Origin of the sequence: Flavobacterium crassostreae (genome assembly GCF_001831475.1) — a bacterium.
GTDB lineage: Bacteria > Bacteroidota > Bacteroidia > Flavobacteriales > Flavobacteriaceae > Flavobacterium > Flavobacterium crassostreae.
The window spans coordinates 1974021-1987299 of the sequence record NZ_CP017688.1 but is presented as its reverse complement, the minus strand read 5'-3'; the positions used below and the strand labels follow the sequence as shown (position 1 = coordinate 1987299).

Below are 13279 nucleotides of genomic sequence, written 5' to 3'. Positions count from 1 at the left end.
AATTATGCAATTTCAAATAACCAATCCATTTAGTACAGAACTTCCTGCGGATCCTAACCAAGATACAGTTCCTAGAGCAGTAACCAAGGCTTGTTTTTCTTACGTTACTCCCAGGATCCCCTCTAACCCACAATTGGTACATTACTCTAAAGAAGTAGCACAACTAATTGGTATAACTACTGCAGAGGCTACCAACACTGCCTTTACAGCTATTTTTTCTGGCAAAGAAATACTGCCAAACACACGCCCCTATGCCATGAATTATGCTGGACATCAATTTGGTAATTGGGCCGGACAATTAGGAGACGGTAGAGCAATAAACTTGACCCAAATACAGCACTTACAACAAAAATATACTCTACAACTCAAAGGCGCCGGCGCAACTCCCTACTCCCGCAGAGCAGATGGATTGGCCGTATTGCGATCTTCTATTAGAGAACATTTGTGTAGCGAGGCCATGCACCACCTAGGTGTTCCTACCACACGCTCCTTATCTCTAATTTTGACAGGAGATACCGTACTAAGAGACGTTCTGTATGATGGCCATCCAGAATACGAAAAAGGCGCCGTAATTTGTAGAGTAGCTCCTTCTTTTATTCGTTTTGGTAATTTTGAATTATTTTCTTCTCAAAAAGACCTGCAAACACTAAAATTGCTAACCAATTTTACCATAAAACACCATTTTCCAGAAATAAAAGGCACATCAAAGACCGATTATATTGCTTTTTTTAAAGCCGTAGCAGACAAAACCAGAACCATGGTCACCCATTGGCAACGCGTAGGTTTTGTACACGGAGTCATGAACACCGACAACATGTCTATTTTAGGACTCACCATAGATTACGGCCCTTATGGCTGGCTAGAAGACTACAACCCAGACTGGACACCAAATACAACCGATCGCGAAAACCGAAGATACCGTTTTGGCAACCAGCCCCAAATTGCACTCTGGAATTTGTACCAATTAGCCAATGCTTTGTTTCCGCTGATTGAACAAGCAGCACCACTGGAGGCCATTCTGGATGCTTTTCAGACCCAATATGAGGCAGATTATACTTCCATGATGCGTAACAAACTAGGACTTTGCATGGCAGCCGAAACAGATTTAGAATTGCTACAACTGCTTTCGCAAAATTTACTCCTGCACGAAACAGACTACACCATTTTCTTCCGAAAATTAAGCGAACTCCAAAAAACGGATTCCGAAGAAACTGCCTTTGAGATCCTATCCGAAGCCTTTTATAAGCCCGAAAAAATAAGTCCCCAAACCCAAGATAGTTGGTTGTATTGGATTACACAATACACCCTTCGTTTACAGAAAGAAACCGCAAGCGATCCAGATAGAAAAAGCCGCATGAACGCTGTAAACCCCAAATACGTTTTGCGTAATTATATGGCACAATTAGCCATTGAGGCCGCCGAAAAAGAAGATTATTCCTTGATAGAAGAGCTACATATTTTGCTCAAAAAACCCTATCACGAACAGCCGAATGCGCAAAAATGGTTTGCCAAAAGACCCGACTGGGCCAGGCAAAAAATAGGAAGCTCCATGCTCTCCTGCAGTTCTTGATCCAACCCAAAAAAAACACAAAACATTAGACATCAAACCATTGGGCAACCAAATCTGCTTCTGGTGTGCCCGAATTTTGATGCACATATTCATTAGTAAGCTTATTGTATTGGTATTCTAAGGCCCAAGAGAAGTGGTTTTGGGCCAAAGATTTAATCGCATCACATACCAATTTAATTTCTGCATTGGTGGTGGTAGGATGTATAGACATTCTGATCCATCCGGGTTTTCTAATTAAATCTCCAAGGCTAATTTGATCAATTAACGTATCCGAAGTTTCTTGGTCTACATGCAACAAAAAATGCCCATAAGTGCCCGCACAACTGCAACCGCCACGAGTTTGGATTCCAAATTTATCATTCAAAAGCTTTACTCCTAAATTAAAATGCAACTCTTCAATATAAAAAGAAATCACCCCCAAACGATCTTGGTGTTGGCCTGCTAATATCTTAATGGTAGAAACCTTCCCTAGTTCTTCAAAAACATAGGTTATTAATTCGTGCTCTCTAGCGAGTATATTCTCTACTCCCATTTGCTCTTTGAGCGCAATAGCCAAGGCCGTTTTAATTACCTGCAAAAACCCAGGAGTCCCTCCATCTTCTCTATCTTCAATATCATCAATAAATTTATGTTTTCCCCAAGGATTTGTCCAAGAAACCGTTCCGCCACCTGGATTATCTGGCACCATGTTTTGATACAATTTTTTATTAAAAACCAAAACTCCAGGCGTTCCTGGGCCTCCCAAAAATTTATGTGGAGAAAAGAAAATAGCATCCAGAGCACATAGCGGATCTTCGGGATGCATGTCTATAGAAACATACGGCGCCGAGCAAGCAAAATCTACAAAACACAACCCACTGTGTTGGTGCATTATTTTGGCCACCTCGTGATATGGCGTTCTAATTCCGGTAACATTAGACCCCGCAGTGATGGAGGCAATTTTAAAATTTCTATCTTGGTACTGATCCAACAAATTTTCAAGATTTTTAGTACAAAACAATCCCTCCTGATCCGAAGGAATCACCACCACATCTGCAATGGTCTCAAGCCAAGTAGTTTGGTTCGAGTGGTGTTCCATGTGAGAGACAAAAACAACAGGCCGTTTTTGGTCCGGAATTGTAATAAAATCCTTCAAATTCTCAGGCACTTTTAGCCCTAAAATACGCTGAAATTTATTCACCACACCTGTCATTCCGGTTCCATCAGTAAGCAAAACATCCTGCGCATTAGCATGCACGTGTTTTTTGATATGGTCTCTAGCCTGATGGTATGCTTTGGTCATAACCGTGCCCGAAACAGTAGTTTCGGTATGCGTATTGGCTACAAAAGGCCCCAATTGATTCATTAATTTTTCTTCAATCGGGCGGTACAAACGTCCACTTGCAGTCCAATCCGTATAAATTATTTTTTGCACACCATAAGGAGAAAGAAACTCCTGATCAATACCAATAATTGGACTGCGAAATTGCTCAAAATACTGCTCTAATTCCGTTGGATTCTCTAAGGCCATCTGCTTTTGTTTTAGTTACCTCAAATATAACCTAAAAATAGCAACCGAATATTTTATGGCATCAATTTTGCAAAACATGCATTATATAAAATATATTTGCATAAAAAGTAATCTCATGAAAAAAGCAGTACTCCTTCTATTATTGGCCTTGTCGATTGTAACTTGTGGCGTCAAAAAAACCCAAAATCTATTAAGCGAAGGAGACTATGATGCCGCAATAGATCGCGCTGTAGAAGGATTGCGGTCCAATAAAAACGCAAAAGGAAAACAAGATTATGTTTATTTATTAGAAGAAGCATTTGCCAAAGCCAAAGAACGCGACCTACGAGATATTAATTTTATGACCCAAGAAGGAAACCCTCGTAATTATGAGCGCATTTACACCAGCTACCTGAACTTAAACAGCCGCCAAAACAAAATCCGCCCCATACTCCCGTTGCCATTATTAAAAAAAGGAAGAAATGCCTATTTTCCCTTTGAGGACTACACCAACCAAATAATTGCCAGCCGCAACACCCTATCCAAATACCTCTACGACAACTCCAAGGCATTATTAGTTACTAACAACAAGCCTATGATCCGCAGAGCCTATGAGGATTTAAACTACCTCAATCAAATCAATCCCAGCTACAAAGATGTACTTAAATTAATAGAAGAAGCCCATTTTAAAGGCACCGATTTTGTAGAAGTAGCATTAAAAAACGAAACAGACATGATTATTCCTACACGTTTACAAAACGAACTACTGGATTTTAACACCTATGGCATGAATGATAAATGGACCGTTTACCACAGCAGACCCCAAAAAGGCATACACTATGACTATGGCTTAATCCTTAACTTCCGAACCATAAACATCAGTCCAGAACAAGTCAAAGAAAAAGTTTTTTATAAAGAAAAACAAGTCAAAGATGGTGTAAAAACCCTACTAGACACCAACGGAAAAGTAGTAAAAGACAGCCTCGGAAACAGCATCAAAGTAGATAATTTCAAAACCGTAAAAGCCCGTATTTACGAATTTAATCAATTCAAAGCCTGCCAAATAGCCGCCAAAATAGACTATACCAACCTACAAAACAACCAATTACTACAAACCTTCCCTATCCAAAGTGAATTTATATTCCAAAACACCTACGCCAATTTCAAAGGAGACAAAATCGCCGTAGAACAAGATTATTATTCTTTTTTTAACAGAGGGCCGCTCCCATTTCCGAGCAACGAACAAATGGTTTATGACACCGGCGAAGACCTAAAGAACAAATTAAAAAACATCCTAAAAAACAACAAGTTTCAAAATTAAATTTATCCCATCCATAATTTGGGCGTGCCCCTACGGGTCGGGTTTTACACTACAATCTCCCGAAAAAACGGGAGGATTTCCGTTGCACCCCCTCACGCAAACCCCATAAAGTCTCCAATTTAAAGCACGAAGAATTACCTAAACCCAATTTGTTTTTTTTATAAAAAACCAATAAAATGGACTTATTTCAAACCCAACCAGATTCCGAATTTAATTTACTCCCCCAAGATGGCACCGTCCAGTACCACGGCACCATATTTACACCCAAAAAAGCAAACCACTACTTCGAACTTTTGTTAACCACCATAGACTGGAAACAAGACCAAGCCTTTATTTTTGGCAAACAAATTACTACCCAACGCAAAGTAGCCTGGTATGCAGACCAGCCCTACCAATACACCTACTCCAATACCACCAAACAAGCCCTATTTTGGACTCCCGAATTACTGGAACTCAAAACCCTAGTAGAGACCCAAACCAAACAAAGCTACAACTCCTGCCTACTGAATTTGTACCACAATGGCAACGAAGGAATGGGTTGGCATAGTGACGCCGAAAAAGCCCTCAAAAAAAATGGAGCCATTGCCTCCTTAAGCTTTGGTGCAGCGCGCAAATTTGCCTTTAAGCACAAAGCCACTAAACAAACCATAAATATAATCCTAGAAAATGGTAGCCTACTAGTGATGAAAAACCAAACACAAACCCATTGGTTGCATCGGTTGCCTCCCACAAAACGTAGTACAAAACCCAGAATTAATCTCACCTTTAGAACCATTGTGGTCTCAACCCCGCATTTGCACCCCTAGTTTGCATATAATACCCCTAACTTTTGGCCAAACCAAAAATCACCCCTCTTGTTAGAGTTTCTAAATACCCAAACCACCGCCATCAGAACAATTATTTTACATCCTAATAACCGTATCCTAAAAAAAACACCTCTTTCTATAACCAAAATTACGTATCTTAGTGTTTTAGGAATTCCTTAAATTTATCTAAATTAATTCTAAAACAATAAAATAATGGCAACCATCAAAACAGCAGTTACAGATCAAGAAATCCAAATGTGTTGGGAAGCATTGTATTTATTAAGACCCATGTTGCAGCCAGAACTTTTTGTGGCGCAAATCAAAAACATGCAAAAAGAAGGCTATGTTCTTTTGTACCTATTTCTGGATAACAAAGTAGTATCTATAGCAGGATATCGGATACTAACTATGTTGCATTCAGGCAAAATGCTTTATATTGATGATTTATCCACATTAGAGTCTGCTAGAGGCAACGGCCACGCCAGCTTGCTTCTAAACCACCTTTTGGAGGTGGCAACTAAAAACCATTGCAAAGCCATCCATCTAGATAGCGGCCCTCTTAGAACAAAGGCCCACCAACTTTATTTAAAAGAAGGTTTTGTAGTTAGTGCAGCACATTTTAGCAAAGCAATAGTTTAAATTATCAAATAAATCTCTAGGTATTGTTCTGAAACTAAATACCCAGTGTAGTAGAATTATTTGGAACCAAAACCATCCATAATATAGTTATATTCTGATTTTAGGCCTTTTATAACCCAAAAAAAACCATGGCAATAATTGTAAAAAATCCTTATTCATTGTTAGTATTAATTGCTATTTTTGTACAAATTACATCATTATGCTAAAAATTGGAGTATTAGGTGCAGGACACTTAGGAAAAATACATTTAAGACTATTACAACAATCTCAAAAATATGAATTAGTCGGTTTTTATGACCCTAATCAAGAAAATGCAGACAAAATTTCTAAAGAATTTGGTTACAAGCACTTTAGCACCATCGCCAGTTTAATACACGCAGTAGACGTTATTGATATTGTAACCCCTACTCTCTCACATTACAAATGTGCCAAAGTAGCAATCAAATCGGGTAAACATGTTTTTATTGAAAAACCCATATCCAACACCGTAGAAGAAGCGCAAGAAATCATTGCCCTAGCAAAAGAATACAACGTAAAAGGACAAGTAGGTCACGTAGAACGTTTTAACCCTGCTTTTATTGCAACAAAAGGCATGGTAGAAAGCCCTATGTTTATAGAAACCCATCGTTTGGCAGAATTCAACCCCAGAGGTACGGATGTTCCTGTGGTCTTGGACTTAATGATTCATGATATTGATGTAATTTTGAGTGTAGTCCAATCTCCAGTTAAAAACATTAGTGCTAGCGGAGTTTCCGTGATTAGTGATACTCCAGATATTGCAAACGCACGGATTGTTTTTGAAAATGGGTGTGTTGCCAATTTAACGGCCAGCAGAATATCTATGAAAAACATGCGTAAAACACGCTTTTTTCAAAAAGATGCGTACATATCGGTAGACTTTTTAGAAAAAAAATGTGAGGTAGTCAAAATGAAAGATGCCCCAGAGGTTCCTGGAGATTTTGATATGATTTTACAAAATGCGGAAGGAGTCAAAAAACAAATCTATTTTTCTAATCCAGAGGTGGAACAAAACAACGCAATCTTGGATGAGTTAGAAAGCTTTGCGCAGGCAATAACCAATAATACAACCCCTGTGGTAACCCTAGAGCAAGCAACACAAGCATTAAAAGTAGCGTACCAAATCATTGCATGTTTCTAAAAAAAATAAACTACCATCCTTAATTGAACCTTAATTACATGAAAATCATAGCAGTAATAGGTGCTGGAACTATGGGTAACGGAATTGCCCATACCTTTGCACAAAACGGTTTTACCGTAAAATTAATAGACATTTCCGAAAAATCGTTAGACAAAGGCATGGCAACAATTGCCACAAACCTAGACCGAATGGTTGCCAAAGGAACCATCACCGCAGCAGATAAAACAAAAACAATTACCAATATTATTACCTACACCGAAATGGAAGATGGCGTTGTAGGAGCCGATTTGGTTGTAGAGGCAGCCACCGAAAATGTAGACTTAAAACTCGCCATTTTTAAAGAATTAAATACTCTTTGCTCTGACAAAACCATTCTGGCCACCAATACCTCCTCAATTTCTATCACCCAAATAGCTGCAGTAGTAAACCATCCAGAACGGGTTATTGGAATGCATTTTATGAACCCAGTACCTGTGATGCAGTTAGTCGAAATAATTCGGGGCTACACCACCAGTGATGAAGTAACCAAAACCATCATGGCGTTGTCTGAAAAATTACAAAAAACACCCGTAGAAGTCCACGATTATCCTGGATTTGTTGCTAATAGAATTTTAATGCCTATGCTCAATGAAGCCATTGAAACACTTTACAATAAAGTAGCAGGCGTATACGAAATTGATACGGTAATGAAATTAGGTATGGGACACCCAATGGGACCACTACAATTGGCAGATTTTATTGGTCTAGATGTTTGTTTGGCTATATTAAATGTTATGTATGACGGCTTTAAAAACCCAAAGTATGCCCCATGCCCACTACTGGTTAATATGGTTCGAGCCGGAAAATTAGGAGTCAAATCTGGTGCTGGATTTTATGATTACAGCCAAAGCAAAAAAGCCGAAAAAATTTCTGAACAATTTATATAATCCTATTAGTCCAAAATTTTAAAAGCTAGAAGAATCCTTTAGGTTCTATTCTGGTTTTTAATTTTACCTCATTATGGCAAAAATAATTCCATTTCAAGCAGTTCGTCCCACTCGTGACAAAGTATCTCTAGTAACCTGTCGCTCTTACGAAGACTATACAACGGCTGAATTAGCAGCACAATTGGATTTTAATCCCTTGTCATTCTTGCATGTAATTAAACCAGCATATACCAATCAAGAAAAAGTAACCTTTGAAAAAAGATACCGCCAAGTACATCAAAAATACCAAGATTTCAAGCTAGAAAACATTTTAGTTCAGGATAAAAAACCGGCTATATACATCCACCAGATTATTACCAAAACACAATCTTATACTGGCTTAATTGTAGGTAGTAGCGTTGCGGATTATTGCAATAATACCATCAAAAAACACGAAGAAACACTAGACTACAGGGTCCGTTTGCTCAAAGAATACATGAAACATGCGGAGTTTAATACCGAACCCGTACTAATGACCTATCCGGATAACAAAATAATTGAAAACTGGATTTTTAACCAAACCCAAAAACTAGCCGATTTTGAGTTTTCGAGCACCAAAAAAGAAACCAATTATTTATGGAAAATAGACGATCCTTTAGAGATCAGCTGGATTCAAAATATTTTTTCTAAAATTCCATCACTATATATTGCAGATGGCCACCACCGGTTTCAAGCAGCACAATTACTATCCCAAGAATTCCCCCAAGACAACAACAAAGCCCATCTGTTGAGTTATCTTATTTCTGAGAATACTATTAAAGTCTATGAATTCAATAGATTAGTCCGGGATTTAAATGGTTGGAGCAAACCCGCTTTTATTGCTGCGTTGGAGAGTAATTTTATTGTAGAAAACAAAGACCAACAACCCTACCAACCAACTGCAAAACAAGAGTTTGGTATGTATTTAGACGGTGCTTTTTACAAATTAACCTATCGCAACAGAGCAACAAAAACACACGATGTCTTAGAAAATTTAGACACCCAAATTATATACCACACCATTTTATTGCCCCTATTGGCAATACAAGATTTACGCAATGACGAACGCATTGAGTATCTGTCTGGTAAACAATCTATTTTAGAACTAAAACAACAAGTAGACGAAGGCAGTTTTGCTGTAGGATTTATACTCTATCCTTCTAATATTAATGAAATAAAGGCTTTGGCAGATAATAATTTGATTATGCCGCCAAAAAGTACGTATATTGAACCTAAGTTTCGCAGCGGTATGGTCGTTTATGAACTTTAATAAAAATAGCAGTAATAAAATAAAACACATGGCAATTAGCACCAATTTAAAACACATACAAGCAACACTTCCGCAAAACGTTACTCTTGTTGCAGTGTCCAAGACAAAACCCGTTTCGGATCTAATGGAAGCCTACCATGCTGGCCAACGAATTTTTGGCGAAAACAAAATTCAAGAAATGGCCGAAAAATGGGAACAAATGCCCAAAGACATTCAGTGGCACATGATAGGTCATGTACAGACCAACAAAGTCAAATTTATGGCTCCATTTGTTCATTTAATACACGCTGTAGACAGTTTAAAATTATTGCAAGAAATAAACAAACAAGCCCTCAAAAACAACAGAACAATTGACTGTTTGCTACAATTGCATATAGCCGATGAAGAAACCAAATTTGGCCTTGACCAGCCAGAACTTACAGCCCTACTACAGTCCAAAACTTTTTTAGAAATGCGCAACATACGCATTGTAGGCCTGATGGGCATGGCTACCTTTACCGAAAACCAAGACCAAATTAAAAAAGAATTTTTGGCCTTAAAATCTATTTTTGATGGCATAGTCACACAACAGCAGCTACCCCATTTTGACACCTTATCTATGGGGATGTCTAGTGACTATCCTTTAGCAATAACCTGTGGAAGCACCATGGTACGTGTAGGTAGCAGTATCTTTGGAGGTCGAAATTAATTTTTAACAAAAGCCTTACAAACTACTGCTTACTAAAAGCAAATAGCCTTATATACGCACACTTTAAACAACTAAATTTGTACGCAATACTAGACATAGAAACCACCGGAGGACAATTCAATGAAGAAGGAATTACAGAAATTGCTATATACAAATTTGATGGCCATGAAATTGTAGACCAATTTATTAGCTTGGTCAATCCCGAAATTCCAATCCAACCCTTTGTAGTCAAATTAACCGGTATCAACAATGCCATGCTAGCCTCGGCACCAAAATTTTATGAAATAGCCAAACGCATTATCGAAATCACCACAGACTGCATCTTGGTGGCACACAATGCCGATTTTGACTACCGTATTTTGCGTACAGAATTCCGACGATTGGGCTATGATTTTAGCCAAAAAACCCTTTGCACAGTAGAACTATCCAAAAAATTACTCCCAGAACAACCCTCACATAGTCTAGGCAAATTAGTACGTGCCCTAGGAATCCCAATGACAGATAGACATAGAGCAAGCGGAGATGCTCTAGCAACCGTAAAATTATTTCAAATACTCCTAGAAAAAGACACCCATAAAGAAATCATTCAAAACTTTGTAAAGCTCAAAGTAGAAAAAGGCCTTGCCCCTAAACTAGTAGAAATAATCCAAGATTTACCCACAAAAACAGGTGTCTATTACATTTACAACCAAAAAGGAGACCTAATTTATGTAGGCAAAAGTAAAAACATCAAAAAACGAATCAACCAACACTTTACCGGAATTACCACCAGTGCCAAAAAAATTCAAGCCGAAGTCTTTACAGTTACTTACGAAGAAACTGGCAGCGAACTAGTTGCACTACTAAAAGAAAGTCAAGAAATAAAAATTCACAAACCCAGATACAATAGAGCACAACGAAAAAACATATTTCAGTGGGCCCTATATCCGGAGATGGACACCAATGGCTATTTAAATCTAAAGTTACAAAAAGCAGACGGCCGAAAAAAAGAAATCACCTCCTTTACTAGCTTAGACGAAGGCAAAAATTTACTCTTCAAAATCACCGAAAAATACCATCTCTGCCAAAAATATACTGGATTATACCAAACCAAAAACGCCTGCTTTGCCTACACCATCAAAGAATGTGACGGTGCCTGCATGGGACTACTACCCCCAGCAGAATACAACAGCAGAGTAACCAATTTTATAAGCCACTATGCATTTGAAAATCAAAACATGGTACTTTTAGACCGTGGCCGAAGCAGCAGCGAACGCAGTGCCATACTCATAGAAAACGGCATCTATAAAGGCTATGCATTCTATGATCTAAACTACCAAATCACCAACATGGACATTCTAAAAAATATCTTGATACCCATGCAAAACAACCGCGATACCAAAAACATCATCCAAGCCTATTTGCGCAGACAAAAAAACCCAAAACTGCTCCAATTCTAACCCATCAGCCTTATTTGCCAATGCAACGAGTCAAATCCCAATACCAACGCTTTAAGCAAAAAACCCATATCATCATATATGGCACCAGCACCAAAGCAGGCCGTTTATTTGATTTTATACTGCTAGGACTCATCCTACTCAGCGTAGCATTAGTAATGATGGAAACCGTAGCATCCTTTGATCAAAAATACCATGCAGAACTCGTATTTTTAGAATGGATTATCACCATTTTTTTCACCCTCGAATACCTGCTGCGCATCCTAACGATCACAAAACCCTACAAATACCTCTTTAGTTTTTACGGCATTATAGACCTACTGGCCATTTTGCCCATGTATTTATCGCTGTTTTTTCTCGGAACAAGCGTCTTTAGCGTAGTACGCTCCTTACGATTATTGCGGCTATTCAAAATCCTAAACCACCCCCAATTTTCAAGCCAATCCATACAATTGCGGCAAGCCATAAATGCCAGCAGAGGCAAAATCGTAGTTTTTATATACTTTGTACTGATCATCACCATCCTGATAGGCTCCATAATGTACGTAGTAGAAGACAACCAAAGCGGCTTTACCAGCATACCGGCCAGCATCTACTGGACCATTGTAACCCTAACAACCGTAGGCTACGGAGACATCTCTCCCGTAACCCCACTCGGCCAGTTTATCGCCTCCTTTGTCATGATCCTAGGATACGGAATACTAGCGGTACCCACCGGAATTGTCACCGCCGAAATTGCCCGAAAAACAGCCAATCCAAGTCCCAAATGCCCCCTTCCATGCAGCGGATGCGGCACCGAAGAATACCCACCCAATGCCAACTATTGCCCCCAATGCGGACAAGCATTTTAAACCCAAAACCCTTAATTATTTTTTATAATCCGAAGCAAAATCCAGCTATCCATTACAACTCCTCAGCTTGCAACTTGTATTTCTAAGCCGTAAAAGGAGCTTCAAAAGGCGCTCTTTTACGCCAAGAAATACTAACTTGCAATCCTCCGGGGTTTTCATTACTATCTGGGCTAAAAAACATGAAACACTTAATCACCATCATCGGACCCACAGCCATAGGCAAAACCGCCCTAAGTATTGTGGTTGCCAATCACTTTAAATGCGAAATAGTTTCTTGTGATAGCAGACAATTTTTTAAAGAAATGACCATTGGCACCGCCGTACCAACCCAAGCAGAACAAGCGGCAGCACCCCACCATTTCATCCAAAACAAATCCATATTGGAGAGCTACAGCGTAGGCCAATTTGAAAAAGAAGCCATCGCTAAAATAGACCAATTATTTACAACACACGACTATGTAGTGCTTGTAGGAGGTTCCGGATTGTATGTCAACGCCATCCTAAAAGGATTTGATAGTTTTCCAGAAATCGATCCATCCATCCGAGAAACCATAAACGCCAACTACGAAAAATTAGGAATAATCTACCTACAAAACCAATTAAAAGAACTCGATCCCGATTATTTTAAAACCCTAACTACCGATAATCCCCAAACCCTACAAAACCCACAACGCATGATGCGTTTTGTAGAAGTATGCATTGGATCCACAAAACCCTATTCCTCTTTTTTGAATCAAAAACAAAACAACCGCAACTTTAGCCCCATTTTGATTGGTTTAGAAGCCCCACGAACTAAGCTCTACCATCGGATCAACCAAAGAGTAGATGCCATGATGCAAGAAGGGCTGCTGGCAGAGGCCAAAAAACACTATCCAAACAAAACCCTAAATGCGTTGCAAACGGTAGGATATCGAGAATTATTTCGTTATTTTGATGCCGAAATCTCCTTAGAATTTGCCATCGAAGAAATCAAAAAAAATACCAGACGCTTTGCCAAACGCCAGCTCACCTGGTTTAAACGAGACCAAAATACCAAATGGTTTGATTTTGAAACGCCCTACCCTACTATTTTGGAATACCTAAATACAAACACAACTAATTTATAG

The 13279-nt window shown here is 38.9% G+C and carries 12 protein-coding genes; 11 read left to right on the top strand and 1 reads right to left on the bottom strand.

Annotated elements, in window-relative coordinates; genetic code table 11:
* The first annotated feature begins 1 nt into the window (after position 1).
* Positions 2–1570: a protein adenylyltransferase SelO gene (locus tag LB076_RS08875; protein ID WP_099092433.1), complete on the top strand. Its 1569-nt coding sequence runs from the start codon at positions 2–4 to the stop codon at positions 1568–1570.
* A 25-nt stretch (positions 1571–1595) separates the two neighbouring features.
* Here the strand turns inward: LB076_RS08875 and LB076_RS08870 are convergent, their stop codons facing one another.
* Positions 1596–3080 (bottom strand): aminotransferase class V-fold PLP-dependent enzyme, encoded by a 1485-nt coding sequence (locus tag LB076_RS08870; RefSeq protein WP_066331258.1) that lies wholly within the window; start codon positions 3078–3080, stop codon positions 1596–1598.
* A gap of 115 nt (positions 3081–3195) precedes the next feature.
* Between LB076_RS08870 and LB076_RS08865 the strand changes: the two genes are divergently transcribed.
* The 10 genes from LB076_RS08865 (at position 3196) to miaA (ending at position 13279) form a co-directional block, all read left to right on the top strand.
* Positions 3196–4380 carry a hypothetical protein gene (locus LB076_RS08865; RefSeq protein ID WP_066331262.1) on the top strand — a complete coding sequence of 395 codons (1185 nt, stop codon included), beginning with the start codon at positions 3196–3198 and terminating at the stop codon, positions 4378–4380.
* 176 nt (positions 4381–4556) lie between these two features.
* Positions 4557–5186, top strand: coding sequence for an alpha-ketoglutarate-dependent dioxygenase AlkB family protein (locus tag LB076_RS08860; RefSeq protein ID WP_066331265.1), 630 nt, complete (start codon positions 4557–4559; stop codon positions 5184–5186).
* Positions 5187–5399: 213 nt separating this feature from the next.
* Positions 5400–5825, top strand: a complete 426-nt coding sequence (locus LB076_RS08855; RefSeq protein ID WP_066331268.1) for a GNAT family N-acetyltransferase — start codon at positions 5400–5402, stop codon at positions 5823–5825.
* A gap of 199 nt (positions 5826–6024) precedes the next feature.
* Positions 6025–6984 carry a Gfo/Idh/MocA family protein gene (locus LB076_RS08850; RefSeq protein WP_066331269.1) on the top strand — a complete coding sequence of 320 codons (960 nt, stop codon included), beginning with the start codon at positions 6025–6027 and terminating at the stop codon, positions 6982–6984.
* Between the two features lie 38 nt (positions 6985–7022).
* The gene (locus LB076_RS08845; protein WP_066331271.1) at positions 7023–7910 is read left to right on the top strand and encodes a 3-hydroxyacyl-CoA dehydrogenase family protein; all 888 of its coding nucleotides are present in this window, start codon (positions 7023–7025) and stop codon (positions 7908–7910) included.
* 73 nt (positions 7911–7983) lie between these two features.
* Complete coding sequence (locus tag LB076_RS08840) at positions 7984–9198, top strand: DUF1015 domain-containing protein (RefSeq protein WP_066331273.1); 1215 nt, start codon at positions 7984–7986, stop codon at positions 9196–9198.
* Positions 9199–9226: 28 nt separating this feature from the next.
* Positions 9227–9886, top strand: coding sequence for a YggS family pyridoxal phosphate-dependent enzyme (locus LB076_RS08835; RefSeq protein ID WP_066331775.1), 660 nt, complete (start codon positions 9227–9229; stop codon positions 9884–9886).
* Positions 9887–9963: 77 nt separating this feature from the next.
* Complete coding sequence (locus LB076_RS08830) at positions 9964–11325, top strand: exonuclease domain-containing protein (RefSeq protein WP_066331275.1); 1362 nt, start codon at positions 9964–9966, stop codon at positions 11323–11325.
* A gap of 20 nt (positions 11326–11345) precedes the next feature.
* On the top strand, positions 11346–12173 hold the full coding sequence (locus LB076_RS08825; protein WP_066331278.1) for an ion transporter: 828 nt from the start codon (positions 11346–11348) through the stop codon (positions 12171–12173).
* A gap of 179 nt (positions 12174–12352) precedes the next feature.
* Positions 12353–13279: a tRNA (adenosine(37)-N6)-dimethylallyltransferase MiaA gene (gene miaA, locus LB076_RS08820; protein WP_066331279.1), complete on the top strand. Its 927-nt coding sequence runs from the start codon at positions 12353–12355 to the stop codon at positions 13277–13279.